Below are 19,490 nucleotides of genomic sequence, written 5' to 3' on the forward strand. Positions count from 1 at the left end.
CACTGCTGAAATGGTACAAATGCAGCAAAAAGCTATAAGCGTAAAGCCCGACGGGAACCGGAACGCCCAAAATAATTATCCATTACAAATTATCAATTATAAATTATCCTGCCGGTATTCCCGCGGAGAACATCCGAATGTATTCTTAAAAGCGGAAGAAAACTTATTCGGGTTTTCGTATCCAATTAGGGAGGCAATTTCCGTAATCGATTTTTCCGTAGTGTGTAATAACTGCGCTGCTTTTTGCATTTTGTATTCTTTTTGAAAAGCATAAATCGGTTTTCCGTATACCGCCTTAAAACAGTCTTTCATTACCGTTAAACCGATGCCGTATTTTTGCGACAAATCTTTTAACCGCGGATTTTCGCTCCAGTGTTCCGTAATATCAGCTTTAATCGCTTTTATCTTTTTTATATATACTCCTGAAAAACAGGTATGTGCCGCAGACTGCTTTTGCGGTTTATAGTGCTGCAATAAAAACAACAGCTCTAAAACTTTCAGCCGCAGGTAGCCGTTTGTTGTATCAGAGGGAAAGCGGCACTCTTGGGATGCTTCATATAATTCATTGAATATACGGAGCAGCATTGGCGGTGTTTTAATAACTGAGCATTTATTGTCGGGACAATAGTTTTGCAGTAGTGCCGCTAGGTCAATGGATATGCCTTCGATCGTATTCTGAAAAACCATACCTGTCTTTTTGACATCGATAATGATTGTACAGCCGGTGTAATATCCTAACGGGAAAAAAGGCTTTTCGGTTTGAGCTTCCAGAATGCCGATGGCGCAATCATCGTCTCCAAGGTAGGTAAAGTAACCGCTTTTATATTCGCATTCAAACCTGCCTGATTTGCAATAGGCTATTTCGATAACATCGGATACTGCATGTTTGCGGTAATCACATGAGGACGCTTCAAAGATTGTAAGTGCATAATCGATCCCTGAGAATAAATGAAAGGTTTTCATGCGTCCGTTCGGCGTATCGCAGGCAATAGCGTATTCCGTTACCGAGTTGGTATTAGATACAATAGCGGCACGTGTTCCGTGCCATTCGGTTGCGTGCGCACAAGAGTTCATATTAAGGTTCCATTATGAGGGTGATACTGTCTAATAAAGATGGATGAAACAAAAATAAGCGAATATCGATACATATCAATGGGTGCGGTAGTCCGACGGCAAGATACCCGTATAGTTTTTAAATTGAGTTGAAAAACTTCCCGCATTTTTGTAGCCGAGCCGGTAAGCAATTTCCGCAACATAGAGATTACTATGCGTTAAAAGCTCGCAGGCTTTTTCCATCCTCTTTTTCGTTATGTAGCCGGAGAATGTTTGCCCCGTAACCGCCTTAAACACATATTTAAATTTTGAAACACTCATATACACTTCGGCCGCCAGCTCTGACAATAAAAAGTTTTTTGACAAATGCGTATTCGCATATTCCGTAATCCTTGCAACGGCACGCTTGTCGGAAGCTGCAATTTTCCTGTCATCCGTACAGCGGAGCTCTTCCGCTTTCTGAATAATGATTGCAGTCAGCTCATCGATCTTGCTTTTGAAAAAGAGCCGTGAACTAAGTTCACTCCCGTTAAAGCTGCGTATCTTGCTAAATATCGCTGCAATTTCAGGAATTACAACACCATGCGGAAACACCTGTAGATATTTTTTTAAATCAATTCCTTTTATACCGAACTCTTTTTTGAGATATGTTTCGTAATAATCCGGCAGCAGCTGAATACCAATCACCTTTGCAGGAACATCTTTTTTAATAACATACCGGTATGTTCTATCGCCTGATGCATAATCGATATACTGCATCCCCGTTAAAACATTTCCCTGCGGATAACGCCGGTCGGAATTGATGGAATCGTACTGCTGTATGCTGATGGAGTCCTCTGTCGGCACGGAATATTCAAAATCTCTGGCGTATGAATGCTCTGCAATGCAAATGCTTGCATAGGTATCGAGTTGATATACGGCAGTGTATCCTTTGCCGTAATCGGATGAGAATTGGTATGTATCAAAACACTCGTTCAGCAACGCGCCTTTTTTTGTAAGCGTACTGCCGGTATGGTCTATAAAACTTTGATAACTGTTGGTCAATTTTGAAGGTTCCTAATATAATCAATTATAAAATTGTACTTCTACGCTATGGATATCAGGCACTCTCCAGTGCGTCAAGATTGCGGAATGCCGTTATCGGTATAGGTAATTACAATTTCATCTTTTTCACAAAAAACTTTACGGCTCATAATAGGCTCCTACGTCCTATATTATACAATAAATAGCCGAATAATGCTATGTTATGGAACATTATTTTATTTTAGAAATATTTGTCACTTTTCTATTAACCTGTATAATGCCGGTAAAATAAATTTTCTTCCATACCCTCCTCGCTTTCGCTCCCAGCCAAAAGATATGGCAAAAAGACAATGCTTTGGCATTTTGATAGCCGCAGCTAACTTATATAGCTATGATAACACACAGGATTCCGGTATTTGTTAAAAAAGCTCAAGACGAATATTTAAACACCAAAGATTACCGGCGCCTATATAAAAAGGAAAAAGTTGTACGATATGCAAGAAAACAAAATGGCCGTATTCGATGCGAGAACACTTCTTTTTTTAGATATGTTGATTATGGTTTTTATGCTGATTTCCGGAAAGCCGGAAGTAACGCTCAGCTCTTTTATCGTTGCGGCGGCAGTGCCGGTCATAACGGGATTATACGGTGCCTTAGTGTGCTACGCTATTTTGTTTGCAGTGTTCTTTTCCTATTACCAACTGATTTTTCATTTGAAGTTGCCGGTGTTTCACTCCGCGGTTTTTTCCGTTATCGGAATACTCGCTTTTATCGTACAGCGAATTATTCCCTTTATGCTGCTGGGGACGGTAATTAAAAAGCAAAAGAATATTTCGGAAATTACGATGCCGCTCGAACGTATGCGACTACCGAGAGGAATTATCCTCAGCATAGCGGTAATGTTTCGCTATTTTCCGTCAATAAAAGATGACTTTTTTATCATCATCGATTCGATGAAGCTGAAAGGTTTGTACACCTCAAAACGTTCGGCTATGCTTCATCCGATAAGGACGATGGAATTTATAATCGTGCCGATGTTATTTAAAAGTCTACGAACTGCCGAAGAACTTTCCTGCGCAGCACTGATCAAGGGCATTGAAAACACCGGTAAGAAAACATCGTATTTTGATGTCAGGCTCAGATCGGTTGACCTTATATTTTCGTTCGCCGCACTCGCAATTCTAACGGCAAGTACAAGCGTAAAATTGTTTTGAATGAGAGCCGCGCGTATGATCAATCTGAACGATGTAAGCTACAAATATAACGATGCTGCGGCACAGGCAATTCGACACATATCCTTGTCCGTAAAAAAAGGTGAATTGGTTGTTATTACCGGAAAAAGCGGCTGCGGAAAAACAACGCTGTTTCGCTGTGTAAATGGGCTGTGTCCTCATTTTTATGAAGGAGAAATAACCGGCAACCTTACGCTAAACGACAATGCTCTTTCGTCGATGCGAATATGCGATATATCAAACATTGCAGCGTCTGTTTTTCAAAATCCCGAAAGCCAGTTTTTTACCACCGACGTGTTTTCCGATCTTGTGTACCCATGCGAAAATTACGGTATAGAAAAAGAGGAAATGCAAGAGCGGCTGCACCGTGTTACAAAACTGTTATCGCTGGAACCGCTTTTAAACAAAAAGCTTTCGGAACTCTCCGGAGGTGAAAAACAAAAAATTGCAATCGCTTCTGTTTTAATGTTGGACACGCGCGTTATACTGATGGATGAGCCGTCTTCCAATCTTGACTATCGATCCATTGAATTGCTTACACAAATACTTGCACAGCTAAAATTAGAAGGTTACACGATACTCATCATCGAGCATCGGCTGCATTATTTGGCGGAACTCTGCGACCGGCTCATCGTAATGGAGAACGGGTCTATAGTACGGGAATATGAAAAAGATTCGTTATGCACTATCGGTAATGATGAGTTGCACAAACGAGGACTTCGCGGCTTGCATTTATTTCAAAACAACCGCAATACACTGATTACTCCGCAGCGGCAACATATAGACAAACCGTTATCGGTGCTGCACGATATTCATTTTTCCTATCATAAAAGTGCGGAGGTTTTGAAAGGAATTGATCTTTTAATCTACCCCAGAGATAAAATCGCTTTAATCGGTAAGAACGGCTGCGGAAAAACAACGCTTGGAAAAATCCTTTGCGGATTAAAACGAGAGAAAAGCGGCAATCTCTTATTTGACGGAAGCGTATTCCCTGCAAAGGTACGCAGTAAGGCGGTCGGGTATGTGATGCAGAATGTAGACTTTCAGCTTTTCGGGTGCAGTGTATATGATGATTTATTGCTCGGTAACGAAATGCTGCACGACCGGAAAAATCAAATACAAACAGTGCTTGCAAAAATTGGTCTTTCAGAGCTGCAAGAACAACACCCGACTACACTGTCGATGGGACAAAAACAGCGTTTAGTAGTCGCATCATCATTTTTGCAAAATAAGCGGCTTACTATTTTTGACGAACCGACAAGCGGTTTGGATTACGGCAATATGCAAAATGTCTGCGCATTAATCGATTCGATAACGGGCAAGACAAATGCCTCTGTTATTATCACGCATGATTATGAGTTCATTTTGAACACCTGCAATAGAGTTGTTCTTTTGGAAAACGGACGGATAAACGAAGATTTTCAATTGAACGGCTCGATGCAGTTGGAACATATTTTTAAAGAGAGGTTATAAAGGTATGGAAACAAAAAACAATCACTGGAAAATCAGTCACTTTGTTTTAATCGGTTTAATGGCGGCGATTTATGCAGCTGTTATTTATGGGGTCGGGATGTTGACAGCCGTTACTATTCCCGTTATGCACGTGTTTGCGCCCAGTATGACGGGAATTTTGATGGGACCTATCGTGCTTTTTGTTGTAAAGACTGTTCGGCGATTCGGCGTATTGACCCTGTTTGCCGGTTTGGGTGTTGCGCTTTTTACGCTGACCGGAATGGGAAGTATCAACTGTTTAATTTTTGTTGTCATTATAGGCTTGATAGCTGATGTAATTATCACAAAAACAGGATTCAAAACGCTTTCGGTCGGTATCGGTCACGGACTAACGCAGGCTGCATATTTTACCGGAGGCGTGTTCCCTTTCCTTTTCTTTTTGGAACGGGAATTGGCAAAGTGGCAGAAAATGGGAATGAGCCGGGAAGAAATACTTGAATATGTGAAATATTTTACCGGAACCTTCGCCGTAATCGGCATCGTATCCGCCGTCATCTTCGGAATCGCCGGTGTTTATATCGGCAAGCTCATTTTAAAACGGCACTTTAAGGATATGAAGTAAAAGATTGCCAACCATGCGATTTAAGGATTTTGTAAAAGAACGTTTATTTTCAGCGGTGCAAATAGCGCCGCTGAAAAACACGTCAAGTTTGCTTTGTGCAAACTTGCGGATTATATGTACGCGTTCCGCGCACGAATTGAATAACTTCCAAAGTTGACACTTTGTTCAGTTGTTCAATTTTAAGGAACGTTTATTTTCAGCAGTGCAAATAGCGCCGCTGAAAACTGCAAACCTAACTGTTTGTTCTGTAATCATCAAGAATACCGTTTTCTCCTAAATGCACAATCCGTGTGCAGGCTTTGTGTATAAACTCATAGTCGTGAGTAACGATAAAGATGATGCGCCCCGCTGCAAGGCTGCGGATAACAGCGGAAACCCGCGCCATGCTATCGTAGTCAAGTCCGCTTGTGGGTTCATCAAACACAAGCAGCGGCTTAGCGCTTACCTGCCCCGCTGCAATCGCAACCCGTTGTTTTTGCCCACCCGAAAGAGAGCCGGGGTGCCGTGTACGGATTTCCATTAAATGCAAAGCGTTAAGCGCTGCTTCTACCGCTTCTGCTTGTGCTGTTTTCAAACCGAATGAACATTCTGCCTCCACGCTTTCGGCAAAAAGCTGGTAGTTCACATCCTGCATCACCATATACGTATGCTGTAACCGTTCCTTTGGTTTAAGCGGTTTTCCGTTCCATAGAAAACTGCCGGATGTTTCCTTGTGCAGACCGCACAATGCACGGACAAAGGTTGTCTTTCCCGTACCGTTTGCACCTGTAATCGCAATAATCTCTCCTGCATGGGCAGACAAAGAAAGATTATGGAGGATGAGTTTTTTCTTACGGTACAGTGAAACATTCTGCAGCTCTAACATAAGCGATGAAGGAGTTTCTGACGGAATATCCATCGCCTCATTATGTATAGAGGAAGGGATTTCTTCCTGCAAATGAATTGCCCGCAGCCCCATTCGGTGACGTGTTTCAGCAGAAAGCGACTTAAACTCCATCGGTGTGAATATGCGAGCAATACAGCCGTTTTCCATATATACGATTTTATCTGCAAGATCAGCTAAATAATACAGCCGGTGCTCCGCAACGATGACCGTCTTCCCTTGCGCTTTTATATTCCGTATGTAGCTTTGTAGCGCAGTAATCGATTCCGAATCCAAATTTGACGAAGGTTCATCAAGTACATATATATCGGGATTCATTGCATACACCGAGGCAAAGGCGATTTTTTGTTTTTCGCCGCCGGAAAGCTCAAAGATATTTCTTCCGCTCAAAGTTTCAATATGCAGCTCTTCGACTGTTTGCCGTACCCGCTGTACCAGTTGCTCCTGCGGATAGCCTTCATTTTCAATACCGAATGCAATTTCGCTGTCGGTATCAACATTAAAAAATTGTGTCCGCGGATTTTGAAACACCGAACCGACCCGCTTGGCAATTTTATACAGTGGTAATTCGCCGACAGGCTGATTGTCAATGAGTACGGAGCCGGTGAGCGTGCCCATATAAAAGGAAGGAATTAATCCGTTGATCAACCGCGTAACTGTTGTTTTGCCGCAACCGGAACGTCCACAGAGCAGAACGCACTCACCTTTTTGTATTTCTAAATTGATATGATGTATGCCATCCGTTTCATTACCGGCATAGGTAAAAGAAACATCTTGTATCGTTATCATGACAGTATGAGTCCTTTTTATACTAGCAATGCCAGCGCTGTATACAGTAAAAAGACCACACTGGCGATGGCATCTGCAAACCTAAATTGAGTCTGCACAAGACACGTTCGCGGATGAGGATTTTCAATACCGCGGGTAAGGGCAGCGATAGAAAGCTCGTCAGCTGTTTTTGATGCTGCTGACAGCAACGGCACGTAAATACACTCAACGGTCATAACCGGCTGTTTCACAAATCCTGCAAGCGTCGGCGATACATCACGCATCCGCATTGCATCTTTAATGTACCGCCAATCTTCACCGATTGTGGGGAAATAACGGATCATTACTGCAAGCGGAATAACAATCTTTTTGGAAACGCGGAGCCGGTGCATCGCAGATAAAAATTCGTTCACCTTTGTTGAAGTGATAAATAAGCCGCCCATCATACCGCAGGGATATACCTTGTGAAACAGTCCAAACGCAGCCAGCAGTGTTGTCTTCAGTGTGCCCGTCAGACCGGCAGCCCACAGTGTAAGCGCATACAAGAGCGCATAACCGGCGATCCCCGTTAGTGCACTGCGCCAATACCCGCACAGGATTCCCATCATTCCAATAAGGACGACAAGCCCGGCTCCATATAAAAGAGACGGTGCGAGAGAGGCGGCAATAACGCACAAGAGCAGTATAAAAAGCTTTGTCTGCGGGTCAAGAATGAACATAAAAACCTTCTTTAATAATGAGTAATGTTTAATTGGTAATGTGTAATCAACATTATCCATTACAAATTACTAATTATTACACAAGTCCTGCTTTTTCAAATTGTTTTTTCAGCATCTTGCTGCCTACCCATGCACTGAATGCTGCAACGAGCAATGTTCCGCCGACAATCACGACAGGCATCCATGATGCTGCCGAGGTGTTCATGGTTTCAATGTAGGAAGCGTCGGTGCCTTTTTTCAGCATCGCGTGTATCCATCTATCACGGTCGATAAAAAAGATGAGATAGGTAAAGGTGTTTGAAAGCATAAATAGCATATACGAAAGTGCATTGAGTTTTTTATTGGTATATTTACCGCAGCCTGCAACGATGTCGGCGATAATGCCCATTCCGATATTGCCGAGCGCCATCGACCAATGCATTCCGGTAACAAAAAAGAAAAAGCCTAAAATGATACCGAGAATGGTAATGCTCCAGCGTTTGTGAACCTTTGCGACTAAAAGCAAATACACAGGACCACACAATAAGGCACAGCCCATCGGCATATAAAACGTCAATACCGGATTAGGTGCAAAAAATATGCCGCCGAGCATTGTAAACACAATCATCAATGCGGTAAAAATACCGGTCGTGACCAAATCTTTTACCGATAACCCTTTTTGAGTATTCATAGTAAAACCTCCTTAGAAACCTTGATTCATAAGCAGGTATCTTCTAAAAACTAACCTTGAGTTTTTGAAAGATACCCAAGCGACTGAAAAACATAATTAGATTTTCAGACAATATTCCAAATACGCTTTTACCATTGCTACAATCGCTTCCCGATTCGCTTGCAGGATTTCTTTTTCCTGTAAACATTCAAAACCGATTGTCAATGCGCTGGTAAATACAAAAAGGAAATCGTCCAGATAGCCGCTTCCATCGACTGTTTGATCTACAGCAAATGCATCTCGCATTTCCTGTAGTCCTTCCGTTTTAAGCCGTGTATACAGCTCCTGCAATTTAGGATTATGCTCTTTTTCCAATAAAAAGAGCGCATACAGCGGTTTATATTCGTTTTCGTCGAGTATTTTATCTGCAATAAACTGCGCTGCCATATCTTGCGACGATGTATAGCTTCCGTGCCGTATATGCTGTACGGTTTCATTAATTCGGTACCGGTTACCTTCTTCCATAAGGTCGTAGAGAATGTCAGCCGTATTCTTATAATAATGATACACCCCGCCCGTCGATAATCCGCTTTCCGCTATTACATCTTCCATCGTCGTTGCAGAAAAACCTTTCTCTTTAAAGATCCGCGCTGCCGCTTTTCTAATTTCTTTTTTCCGCTCTTGAGGGAGCAACCGTTTCCGCTTCATCATTTTTTTCACACCTACGAGCACCCGTAAAAGTTGGATGTTATCGAGGGTTTCCTCGATAATAAGGATGAGTATATCTACGGGAAGGAAATGTGTCAAGCGGCTTACATACGCCATCCTGTATGTACAAGTTTTATTCGCGCTGAGACTTAATACCCGCAATTACTCTACCGCCACGGATGGCGGTTGTTCCACGCAGTAGCAATGTTGTAGCTCTGCTGCAACATTACAGTCAAAACTATACACGGATGTATAGTTTTGACGAACGCTCTGCGTCGGGGGTGTTGATTTTAAAACGGCATTTTAGAGATATAGCGTAGAGGATCGGGAAAGAGAGAGAAAGAATACCGGACAACAAGCATACGTCCTTGTGTATTTTTTATCTTAGAGTATGTTCGGTGGCATCAATTACTTTACAAAATATTTATTTCCGATTATATTTGTATACCTGGCATACAAAAAGGATGGAGGATGAAATCTGTTTTAAAATATTATACAAAGCTCGACGCACTATTGGATGCGCAGATTTTTTTTATAGCGTTGGAGTTTGATATGTTTACCGTATTAAGTAACGGTAAGACGGTTGAGGAGCTTGCTGCAGTAATATCGTGCAATGCCGACAAATACGGCAGTCTCAATCTTGGCAATGCACAATCTCTAAAGATATTTTTAGATGCACTCGCTGCTCAAGGATTGATAACCGTTGATGGAGAATGCTATTACAATACCGATGAAACGCAGCGGTTTTTAGTTCGTTCGAGTGTATCGTATATAGGCGATGTACTGCTTTATCGGAAACGATTGTCGGATATATGCAATGAAGCGGAAACTCTATCCGATAAACCAAGCAGCTGTCCCGTCTTTGATTTTACTGAAATGGCACGGATTACCGCCAAGGAAATAAGCATATTGAGAAAACAGCCCTTGCTTACACTGATTAAAGAACTTGGCATTATGCCGAAAAAGGTTCTTGATTTAGGCGGCGGTTCAGGAGCACTGCTCATTGCGGTAGTCAAATCGTATAAAAAATGCGAAGGCGTTCTTTTTGAGCAGAAAGACATTGCATCTATCGCACGGCGTTTCATCGCCGATTCTCCGGCAAAAAACCGCATTGCAATCATGGAAGGAAATTTTCTTTTGGATGATATCGGAGGAGGTTATGACTTCATTATTGCCTCAGGTATTTTTCCGTTCGTGGCGGAGAAGATCGAGCCTTTTGTTAAAAAAATAAGCGATGCGATGCAAGAAGGCGGACTATTATTGGTGTATGATACCGCTTTTGCCGCAGAGAAAGATAAGGCGCGATATGCAGCGCGGTGGCTAAAGGGAAATCTCAGACGAAAAAATCAACAACTCCGATGCAGAGTACCGAGGGATGAAAACTTCCGCATAAATAAAGCTCTGTTAAAAGAGATACTGATCTCCGCTTTAAATTCCGTCAGTCTAAAAGCGATAACAAAAGGCACCGACGGCTTATATCCTTTTATTGTATTTAGGAAGGTATGCAGTGACAAATAAAAATATTGTGATTGAACGATACATAGCATTGATAGAGAAAATTGCAAACGGAAAAAATAACACGCTTTCTTTTGCAGGGAAGGATATGACGTTTTACCGCGGTGAAATTCATATCATAAAAAAGATAGGAGATAATCCGGGAATATTCAGCTCGGAAATTGCCCGCGATATGGGGATTACCCGTGCGGTTATTCACAAGACTTTGCTGAAACTTGAGGAACGCGGATTTGTAGAAAAAGAGGAGGATACGGAGGATAAAAAACGAAAGAAATTATTTTTAACAAAGAGAGGGCGAGCGGCGTATACTGCACATGAGAAGTACCATCAAACGTATGATAAATCTTTTTTCGATTTTATCGATTCGCTGAATGAGCAAGAATGCTCTCTTATCAATCTCTTTTTAGAAAAAGCTAATGAGATGATAGCAAATCATTTTTAAAACTTGTAAAAGTTTTTACTATTATTGTGGACGAGTATTTTTATGGAGGAAAATATGAATAAGAAAATTGTATATGCGGTTTTTATTTCCGTATTGGGTCTCAGTCTTTTTGCTGCGGGACAAAAAGAATCGCATGGTGCAGAAAAATCCGAACGGGAACAACAACATACCCGTATCGTTAATTTATCACCGCCGGTTTATTCGATGCTGCTTACTTTTCCGCAGCTTGCAGATTCCGTTGTCGGTGTAAATCCGCGGACATTTTCAACATCAAATCCGCAGGTGCTGCATATTGTAAATCCCAGTGCGAAAAACATCGACACTTCGTTCGTCAATAACGATTTTACAATCAATGTCGAAAGTTTGGCATCGTTACATCCTTCACTGATTATCTATTACGGGGATTTTGAAAAAAAGAATTTGGCGAGTATCGATGCACCGATGTTGAATATGCACCTGAAAGATATGAATCCCCAAACGCTAACGGAAAAATGGGAAGCGCTGCTCGCAGATACTTTCCGCATAAAAAATCCCGAACAGTTTAAAAAGCAGTGGCAGGAAACAAATACACTCACTGAAAAAATTTTGCATACAGGTGAACATAAAAAATTAAAAGCGCTCTTTATTTTCAGCTATCTTGGCGGGAAGATTACCGTAAGCGGAAAAAACAGTTATGGAGATGCATTTTTAAAGATGGCAGGTTTTGAAAATAGCGCGGCAGTAGAAGGCTTTGCTGATGGAGCAGGACAGGCAGCCGTTTCTATGGAACAGATTCATGCGTGGAATCCCGATGTGATTTTTATCAATAACATGCGAGTCGGAAAAAATGTAATCGCCGCTGCGCATATTTTACAAAACAAAGTAGACGGCTCCGACTGGTCGTTTATTACTGCGGTAAAAGAAAAACATGTATTCGATATTCCGCAAGGCACATACAGCTGGGGAATGCCGTGTGCCGATTCCCCTTTGGTGCCGCTTTGGATGCTGCTGAAAGTATATCCCGATAGGTATACCGAGGCTGAATTCAAAGCAAGAATAAAGCACTATTACAAAGAAATGTATGCTGCCGATTTACCGGATGCCGTCATCAGTGATATGCTTAAACCGATAGCGATACAGTAAATGTACAGGTACGGTCATACCTCATATCGCAAAATACTTATTGCCGGTATAGTGCTTTTAACGGCAGCAGCAATTGCCGCTTGTTTTATCGGACGGTTTCAGATTATGCCGTCCGATATTGCAAAGCTTTTTATACGGCAAGCAGTCTCCGACGGTGATGTAAAACGGCATATCTTCTTCGATATCCGTCTTCCGCGAGTGATACTATCGATTATGGTAGGCGCTGCACTTGCTCTGGCAGGTACAGCGATGCAGGGTATTTTGCAAAATCCGCTTGCGAGTCCCGATGTGTTGGGAACCGCTTCCGCTTCAGGATTTGGAGCCGCAGCAGGGATTCTATTCTTCGGCAATAATCTCTTCGCAACACTTATACTCTCCTTTACTGCAGGACTACTCAGTATCTTTTTTGTGGTTGCATTATGTAGATTGAAAAAAGATTTTTCTGTTTTATCTATTGTATTAAGCGGTATCATTACTTCATCATTATTTGTTTCCATGCTTTCCATTCTAAAATTTGCAGCAGATCCGAACGATACCCTGCCTGCAATTACGTTTTGGCTGATGGGCAGCTTTGCATCCTCCGGCTCGGCACAAATTACTTTTATTCTGCTTCCGTTCTTGCTTGGAACGGGACTGTTATACCTATTTCGCTGGAAGTTAAATATTTTATCGCTCGGAGATGATGAAGCAAAAATCGCCGGTGTGCATCCAAAGCTCGTTAAAAGTATTGTGCTTGGTGCAGCGACTGTACTGATCGCTTCTGCCGTTACGGTAAGCGGTATGATCGGCTGGGTAGGGCTGGTAATTCCTCATGCAACTCGAAAAATTATCGGCTCGAATCACGGATATGTACTGCCGCTTTCAAGCGTATTCGGCGCTTTGTTTATGCTGCTTTCCGACACCTTTGCTCGAACAATCGGCTTTTCGGAAATTCCCATCGGCATTATCACCTCACTAACCGGCGCGCCGCTTTTTGCTTTGCTTTTTTTATTTAAGGATGCCTCTGGACATGAATAACATAGTCGAAGTGAAGTGCGCCTCTTTTGCATACCCCCGTACAAAACCGATTTTACATGATATTTCGTTTACCGTGAGCGAAGGTGAAATCCTTGCCGTTATGGGATGCAATGGAATAGGAAAAACAACATTGTTAAAGTGCATTGCAGGTATATTCGAATGGACGGCAGGATTTTCTTTCATTATAAATCGTCCGTCAAAAGAAGCGCACCGATTTTTAGCATACGTACCGCAGGCAAAAAGTCCTTCGTTTGCTTACACCGTTTTTGATTTTGTTTCATTTGGTAGGTGCGGTGTAAACCGATACTTTGCAGCCCCTTCAAAAAAAGATTATGAAATAAGCGAAAATATTCTTGCGAATTTGCATATCGGTCATTTAAAGAATAAAAACTGCAACCGGTTAAGCGGCGGAGAAATGCAAATGGTATATATCGCAAAGGCATTAGTTTCTCAGCCTCGTCTGCTTATTCTCGATGAACCGGAATCAAACTTGGATTTTTATAATCAGGCGCAACTTTTGAAGATATTACAAACGCTTGCAAAATCGCACCATACCGCTATCATCATTAATTCGCATTATATCCAAAATATTATCCGCATTGCAGATAAGGGCTTATTGCTGTCCAGACAAACTTATCTTTTCGGCAATATCCGCGATATTATTACACAAGAAAACGTGCAATCTTTTTTCAACGCGAATGTGGAAATTGTGCAGGTGAATACGTCAACTGCACTGCTGCTGAAAATATAGCGGAAGAAGATGTCCTGTTTTCAAAAAGTTTAATATAGATTCAATCTTTACAGGAATCGTCTATTGATGGATGTTTTTCAGCGACCATTCCTTCGAGCGGTTTTGCAGATTCCACAAGCGGGCGTACAGCCCGTTGCGTGCAAGCAGTTCGCGGTGTGTACCGGTTTCTTCAATGCGCCCCTCGTTCACGACCAGAATCTGATCGGCGTGTTCGACTGTTTTAAGGCGGTGGGCAATCATTATGACGGTTTTATTCCGTACCAGCTGACCAATCGCTTTTTGTACTGCAACCTCATTCCGTGCATCCAAACTGGCAGTCGGCTCATCGAGCAGCAAAAGGGGAGCATCTTTCAGTAACGCCCGCGCAATAGCAATCCGCTGTTTTTCTCCGCCGGAAAGCGTGGAGCCTCCTTCACCTGCAACCGTATCATACCCTTGCGGCAGCTTCATAATAAAATCGTGGCAATTCGCCTTTTTCGCCGCTTCAATCATCTTCTCTTCGGACGCATCCTTTCTGCCGAATAAAATATTTTCCCGAATCGTTTCGTGAAACAAATACACATCCTGCAGCACCATAGAAACTGCCGCAAGCCATTTTTCACTGTCGATTGTTTTTATCGGCGTATTACCACATAGAATCGTTCCGGTGTCGGCTTCCCAAAATCGCGCCAGCAGCCGGATAATCGTCGATTTTCCGCTTCCGCTCGGGCCCACAATCGCCGTGAGTTTTCCTTTCGGGATAGTGAACGACACATCTTTCAGTACGGCGCTGTCGCTTCCCTTCACATACGAAAAGCCGACATTCTTAAATACGATATCGTCAACCGCAAAGTGTTCCACCGTTCCCGGTAAGGGGTCCTGCTTCATCACTGCACCGATGCGGGACGCTGACACATAGTGTACCCGCAGGAGTGCGATATAGCGCATCCAAACGAGCAAGGGGCTGACAATCTTCGTACCGACAATAATCACAAACTGAGATAATCAACCAATGCAAACCGTCCGCCTTGAATACGATAGGCGCCGGTAAAGCACATAAGCGGCAGACCGGGCCGGATGCAGGTTACGGCAAGCGATAAAAGCGTACCGCCGGTGATTTCTCCTTTTAAAGCAGTATCCCGCACATCATGATATGCGTTACTCAGGCGGGTAAATCCCTGTCCCGTCTGATTATATGAGCGCAGCACCTTCATCCCGAAAAGATATTCATTTAGCGAATCGGCTGCCGCGTCTTTTGCCGACTTTGCTGCAGAATCCAGTTTTCCGAATGTCTTTAATGAAAGCACGATGATGAGCGCTGCAACCGGCATCGTCATATAAAACGCGAAGGCCATCTGCGGATTAAAATAAAACATAAAGAGGGATGTGATGATGCAGCTGAATACTACCCCTGCCAAGCCGGTAAACAGGGCGACCATCGACTGTTCAAGCGCAAGAAAGTCCGACGTAAAAGTATTGATCAGCTCTCCTGCCGCCTTTTTGGAAAAATAACCGAGCGGCAGTGTTTTCAGTTTGTAGACAAAATCGGTTTTGTTTTCAGCCGAGTGTGTTGCAGCCGGTAAGAACGTACCGAGAAACGAACCCCAGCTGACGAATAGCTGCACGGCAAACAAGCCGCCCATTACAATACAGATGATGCGGAGCGTGTACATATTCAGCGAAGCCGGATTCGCAAAACCTTCAGCCAACAAATTGATTGCAAAGTATACGGCGACGGCAGGGAACGAAATCGTCGGTCCTTCAAAAAAATGGCACAGCGCCGGTCCAATCATCTGCTTTGGATGCCCCATCGTAAATGCATTGATGATAGTTTTCATACTGTCAATCTCCTTCTTATTCCTTATTCATGCCGCCGATCAATCGACCATTCGTCCACGGTGTGCTGTAAGTCCCACAGGGCTTTATACTCCGTGTCTCCGCTCATAAGTATGTGGTGCGTACCGCGTTCAATAATCTTTCCGTTCTGCATCACCAAGATTTGACCGGCTTCCGCAATGCTTTGCAGCCGATGAGCAATGACGATGAATGTTTTATCCCGTACCAGATTTTTAATCGCCGTCTGAATTTGGTTTTCATTTTCCGCATCCGTGTAGGCAAGCGCTTCATCAAGAATAACAATCGGTGTATTTTTCAAAATCGCCCTCGCAGTGGAAATCCGCTGTGCTTCTCCTCCCGACAGTTTGCTGTGTCCCGACCCGACCATCGTGCCGTACCCGTGCGGCAGCTTCATAATAAAATCGTGACAGCACGCCTGCCGTGCAGCTTCCATAACCGCTTCATCGCTCGCGTGTGAATGCATTCTGATGTTTTCCATAACAGTACCCGCAAAGATGTACGTGTCTTGAAAAACCGCCGCCGTATACTCCATCAGGCGGGAAAAAGGAATATCGCGGATAGACACACCGCCGATAGTAATTGCCCCTTCTTCCGTTTCCCAAAAGCGCAAGAGCAGCTGTCCGATTGTTGATTTCCCTCCGCCTGATTCTCCGACCAGCGCTGTCATTTGTCCCTGCGGTGCAGTAAACGATATCCCGGACAGCGCCTGCTTCCGCAGTGGGTCGTCGCTTTTTTGGTACGAAAAAGAAACATTGTCAAAACACACCTCCCAGCTGTGCGGTACAAAAGCAGCGGCTCCGGCATCTGTATCTGTATCTATTGCTCCTGTATCGGAATCGATATATGACGGTTCCTGCACAATCTCATCAATTTGCACAAGCCCTGCTTGCAGCATCCGCAGCTGCGTTGCATATTCGATACAGCCGGTCAGCGGTTCAAACAATGCCGGTACAAGAATCAGTGTCATCAAAATAGAAAGAATTAACTCCTTGCTCGGATTGCGGGCAAGCAGCCATACGCCGACAGGCAGCGCCACACTCAAAAGCGACAGCACAATACTCTTGTACATGCTCATCGCGAACGCGCTGTTTTTATAACTTTTTATCTCCCACCCCATATACGCGGCGATATGCTGTTTCAACGCATTCGTTACCGCCCCCGCACGTCCGAACAGTTTAACCTCAGCCATACCCCGCACATATTCCGAAAAGGCGCCCGTCATCTTTGTGGAGGACTGCGTCACTGCTGTCATAATCGTTTTTACCTTGTTGCCGCCGAAAACCAGCATCTGAAAAAAGAAACCCGCGATAATTGCAGCTACGACAGCCGCAGCTAATACGAGGTTCAGATACGCGATACTCAAGAACAGGATAATCACCATAACCAGCGAGCCGATAAGATCAGGCAGTATATGCGCGATAAACCTTTCCATTTTTTCGATATTTTCATCCATCACTTTTTGAATACCGCCGCTCGTGTGCGTAGAAAAATAGCTCATCGAAATACGGCCGAGATGTTCCATCACATACAGGCGGTAACGATACAGCGCATCAAAGGCAACCGCATGGCACCCGGCGCTGCCTAAAAATGTGAACACCATATTTCCGATAATGGCGCCTCCGGCAACCGCCGTCCACAGCACAATACCGCCGTGCTCCCCCGCCGCTCCCAGCAGAAAATATTTGCAGATAAAATACACGGAGAGATAAGGCACCAAGCTCAGCACCATACCGAGCACGGAAGCAATACAGCTCGCTGCCAGCAGTCCCTTCCCCTTCGGTGAAACGGCAAACACCCGCTCCAACACACCTTTTTGTTTATGGTTCTCAGTCATAATCCGCTCCTCGACCTCACTTACATTTCAAAGCAACCTGTTCCGAAACAGAAGCTTTTGAACAGGGTTTAATGCCCCGATGCTCTGCGTCGAGGTTGTTGATTCAATCCTTTTCGTCGGTAACCTACGGTAAACTTATATGGGCAGTATAAACGAAACGCTTTTCTGATTCAAGCTGGAAAACTGTAAAAAGAAAAGAATATGAAGGAGAGTATCTGTTTTTAGCACATTTATGCTGCAAATACAAAATAGATTGCTGTAAATAGAGAAGGTATAAAAAATTTAAAGAAGAGGGCGTTATGGTTTACGCATGCCCAAACAGCCATGGATGGCTGTTGAATATGCGACCGTCGAGCTTTACGCTTGTAGCTTTTTGCCGTGTTTTTTGAATTTTTCCAATATTTTCAGCTTTAAAATCAGTAAAAACAGCAAAACCTGTAATTTATGGGAGAATAATAATTTGAAGTGCTTGAAAATTGATTTCTGTGATAACCGAAAGGGTGTTAAAATTCGAGAAATGTGGTATAATTATAATCTAAAGGAACCCTTTTGCTATGCCGAAATTTTAATGTGGAATAGATTATGACATACAAATATGTGGACTATTTCGACTCTTATGGTCGAATTATGCAGTTTAACAAAAACAAAAAAGAACCTATACACCGATGGTATCCTTTTGTGGAGGGCTATTCTCGGGAATTTATTAGCTCAATATTAGATGAAGTGAAGAAAAAAAAATTGGTATGTTTAGAGCCTTTTTCCGGTAGTGGGACAACGGCCTTAGAGCTTCAAAATAGAGGATTTCAATGCTACTCCTTTGAAGTAAATCCGCTAATGTATGTGATTGCAAGAGTAAAACTTGAAAATACGTATGAAATCCAAGAATTTAATAAATGGTTTGATTTTGTCTGTGTAAAGCGTAATACAGTATGTGCTGATAATCTATCATCAGTTTTTACAACCCTCTATCAGAAAGAGAATAGTAATAAGTGGAATTATGATATTTCTGTAGCAAAAGCTATTACAAAACTAATAAAATCTATAATATCTATAGATAATCAAGTATATCAAGATCTGTTTATGGTTGCTCTTTCAGCGATATTATTAGATGTAAGTAATTTATATAGAAATGGTAAGTGTCTTTCTTATAAAAAAAACTGGAAAAGTATTTCTTATGATGAGAATTATGTTTTTTCAAAATTTGATAGTAAAATAAAAAATGAATTATTACCTGATATCCAGAATATAAAAAAAACTACATCTGTATCAAATAAAAAGAGATTGTTCAATCAAGATTCTCGTGTTGGAATTGAAGAGAAAATAGCTGATAATTCTATTGATCTTGTTATAACATCTCCGCCATACTTGAATTCTCGTGATTATACCGATACATATATGCTTGAGTTAAAAACTTTATATTTTGACAATTATAAACAAATAAAGGATTTGAGAAAGCAAACAATTAGATCTCATGTTCAAGTGAAATGGAATGATCAAGTTTATATTCAGAATAAATTACTTAATCAAACGTTAGATGAGCTTTCAAAAGCTTCATCTAACGTTAAACTGTGGAATGATTCAATTATAGATATGATTAGATTATATTTTGTAGATATGCAAATAATATTTCAATCTCTATATAAAAAAATGAAAAAAAATGGATCAATATATTTTAATGTTTCAAATTCAGCATATTTTAATACCCTTATAAATACATTAGATATTTGTGCATCTATTGCAGAAGATATAGGATTCAATATTATTGAAATCAGAAAAGCAAGAAATTTAAAGTCAAGTCCGCAGCAAAAAGAGAAAATAGGTAAATTATTAGAAGGTGTTATCGTATTAAAAAAGTGAGGGAGTT

18 protein-coding genes are annotated in these 19,490 nt (G+C 42.3%); 9 read left to right on the forward strand and 9 right to left on the reverse strand.

Annotated features, from left to right (window positions below; translation table 11 throughout):
* Nucleotides 1–96: 96 nt before the first annotated feature.
* Together E4N66_RS05370 and E4N66_RS05375 are read right to left on the reverse strand one after the other, a co-directional pair.
* Complete coding sequence (locus tag E4N66_RS05370) at nt 97–1,074, reverse strand: helix-turn-helix domain-containing protein (protein ID WP_253729248.1); 978 nt, start codon at nt 1,072–1,074, stop codon at nt 97–99.
* A 75-nt stretch (nt 1,075–1,149) separates the two neighbouring features.
* Nucleotides 1,150–2,097: a helix-turn-helix domain-containing protein gene (locus E4N66_RS05375; protein WP_253729249.1), complete on the reverse strand. Its 948-nt coding sequence runs from the start codon at nt 2,095–2,097 to the stop codon at nt 1,150–1,152.
* Nucleotides 2,098–2,570: 473 nt separating this feature from the next.
* Between E4N66_RS05375 and E4N66_RS05380 the strand changes: the two genes are divergently transcribed.
* From E4N66_RS05380 to E4N66_RS05390, 3 genes are read left to right on the forward strand one after another with little or no spacing between them, the layout of a single operon-like run.
* Nucleotides 2,571–3,290, forward strand: coding sequence for an energy-coupling factor transporter transmembrane component T (locus tag E4N66_RS05380; RefSeq protein WP_253729250.1), 720 nt, complete (start codon nt 2,571–2,573; stop codon nt 3,288–3,290).
* 15 nt (nt 3,291–3,305) lie between these two features.
* Complete coding sequence (locus E4N66_RS05385; protein WP_253729251.1) at nt 3,306–4,781, forward strand: ABC transporter ATP-binding protein; 1,476 nt, start codon at nt 3,306–3,308, stop codon at nt 4,779–4,781.
* A 4-nt stretch (nt 4,782–4,785) separates the two neighbouring features.
* The gene (locus tag E4N66_RS05390; protein WP_253729252.1) at nt 4,786–5,382 is read left to right on the forward strand and encodes an MptD family putative ECF transporter S component; all 597 of its coding nucleotides are present in this window, start codon (nt 4,786–4,788) and stop codon (nt 5,380–5,382) included.
* A gap of 232 nt (nt 5,383–5,614) precedes the next feature.
* Here E4N66_RS05390 and E4N66_RS05395 read toward each other — a convergent pair whose 3' ends face one another.
* The 4 genes from E4N66_RS05395 to E4N66_RS05410 all read right to left on the reverse strand — a co-directional run bounded on the left by E4N66_RS05395 (nt 5,615) and on the right by E4N66_RS05410 (nt 9,112).
* The gene (locus E4N66_RS05395) at nt 5,615–7,054 is read right to left on the reverse strand and encodes an ABC transporter ATP-binding protein (protein ID WP_253729253.1); all 1,440 of its coding nucleotides are present in this window, start codon (nt 7,052–7,054) and stop codon (nt 5,615–5,617) included.
* A 17-nt stretch (nt 7,055–7,071) separates the two neighbouring features.
* The gene (locus tag E4N66_RS05400) at nt 7,072–7,752 is read right to left on the reverse strand and encodes an energy-coupling factor transporter transmembrane component T (RefSeq protein ID WP_371922460.1); all 681 of its coding nucleotides are present in this window, start codon (nt 7,750–7,752) and stop codon (nt 7,072–7,074) included.
* 76 nt (nt 7,753–7,828) lie between these two features.
* Entirely contained in the window at nt 7,829–8,422 is a 594-nt protein-coding gene (locus E4N66_RS05405; RefSeq protein ID WP_253729255.1) for an MptD family putative ECF transporter S component, read from the reverse strand.
* A 96-nt stretch (nt 8,423–8,518) separates the two neighbouring features.
* Nucleotides 8,519–9,112, reverse strand: coding sequence for a TetR/AcrR family transcriptional regulator (locus E4N66_RS05410; protein WP_253729256.1), 594 nt, complete (start codon nt 9,110–9,112; stop codon nt 8,519–8,521).
* 468 nt (nt 9,113–9,580) lie between these two features.
* Here E4N66_RS05410 and E4N66_RS05415 point away from each other — a divergent pair, with 468 nt between their 5' ends.
* Genes E4N66_RS05415 through E4N66_RS05435 form a run of 5 tightly spaced genes read left to right on the forward strand, consistent with a single transcriptional unit; the run spans nt 9,581 to nt 13,956 of the window.
* The gene (locus E4N66_RS05415) at nt 9,581–10,627 is read left to right on the forward strand and encodes an acetylserotonin O-methyltransferase (RefSeq protein ID WP_253729257.1); all 1,047 of its coding nucleotides are present in this window, start codon (nt 9,581–9,583) and stop codon (nt 10,625–10,627) included.
* Nucleotides 10,617–11,066, forward strand: coding sequence for a MarR family winged helix-turn-helix transcriptional regulator (locus E4N66_RS05420; RefSeq protein ID WP_253729258.1), 450 nt, complete (start codon nt 10,617–10,619; stop codon nt 11,064–11,066). Before E4N66_RS05415 ends, E4N66_RS05420 begins: the two co-directional genes overlap by 11 nt.
* A gap of 54 nt (nt 11,067–11,120) precedes the next feature.
* Complete coding sequence (locus E4N66_RS05425) at nt 11,121–12,188, forward strand: ABC transporter substrate-binding protein (protein WP_253729259.1); 1,068 nt, start codon at nt 11,121–11,123, stop codon at nt 12,186–12,188.
* The gene (locus tag E4N66_RS05430) at nt 12,189–13,205 is read left to right on the forward strand and encodes a FecCD family ABC transporter permease (RefSeq protein WP_253729260.1); all 1,017 of its coding nucleotides are present in this window, start codon (nt 12,189–12,191) and stop codon (nt 13,203–13,205) included.
* Nucleotides 13,198–13,956 (forward strand): ABC transporter ATP-binding protein, encoded by a 759-nt coding sequence (locus E4N66_RS05435; RefSeq protein WP_253729261.1) that lies wholly within the window; start codon nt 13,198–13,200, stop codon nt 13,954–13,956. The genes E4N66_RS05430 and E4N66_RS05435 overlap by 8 nt, the downstream gene beginning before the upstream one ends.
* Before the next feature lie 60 nt (nt 13,957–14,016).
* Here E4N66_RS05435 and E4N66_RS05440 read toward each other — a convergent pair whose 3' ends face one another.
* The 3 genes from E4N66_RS05440 to E4N66_RS05450 are packed head-to-tail and all read right to left on the reverse strand — an operon-like array spanning nt 14,017 to nt 17,626.
* A complete protein-coding gene (locus E4N66_RS05440; protein WP_253729262.1) occupies nt 14,017–14,928 on the reverse strand; it encodes an ABC transporter ATP-binding protein in 912 nt (303 codons plus the stop codon).
* On the reverse strand, nt 14,925–15,773 hold the full coding sequence (locus E4N66_RS05445; RefSeq protein WP_253729263.1) for an ABC transporter transmembrane domain-containing protein: 849 nt from the start codon (nt 15,771–15,773) through the stop codon (nt 14,925–14,927). Before E4N66_RS05445 ends, E4N66_RS05440 begins: the two co-directional genes overlap by 4 nt.
* Before the next feature lie 23 nt (nt 15,774–15,796).
* A complete protein-coding gene (locus E4N66_RS05450) occupies nt 15,797–17,626 on the reverse strand; it encodes an ABC transporter ATP-binding protein (protein ID WP_253729264.1) in 1,830 nt (609 codons plus the stop codon).
* A 582-nt stretch (nt 17,627–18,208) separates the two neighbouring features.
* Here E4N66_RS05450 and E4N66_RS05455 point away from each other — a divergent pair.
* Nucleotides 18,209–19,483 (forward strand): hypothetical protein, encoded by a 1,275-nt coding sequence (locus E4N66_RS05455; RefSeq protein ID WP_253729265.1) that lies wholly within the window; start codon nt 18,209–18,211, stop codon nt 19,481–19,483.
* The last annotated feature ends 7 nt before the right edge of the window (nt 19,484–19,490 follow it).

It is taken from the genome of Treponema sp. OMZ 857 (assembly GCF_024181085.1).
GTDB lineage: Bacteria > Spirochaetota > Spirochaetia > Treponematales > Treponemataceae > Treponema.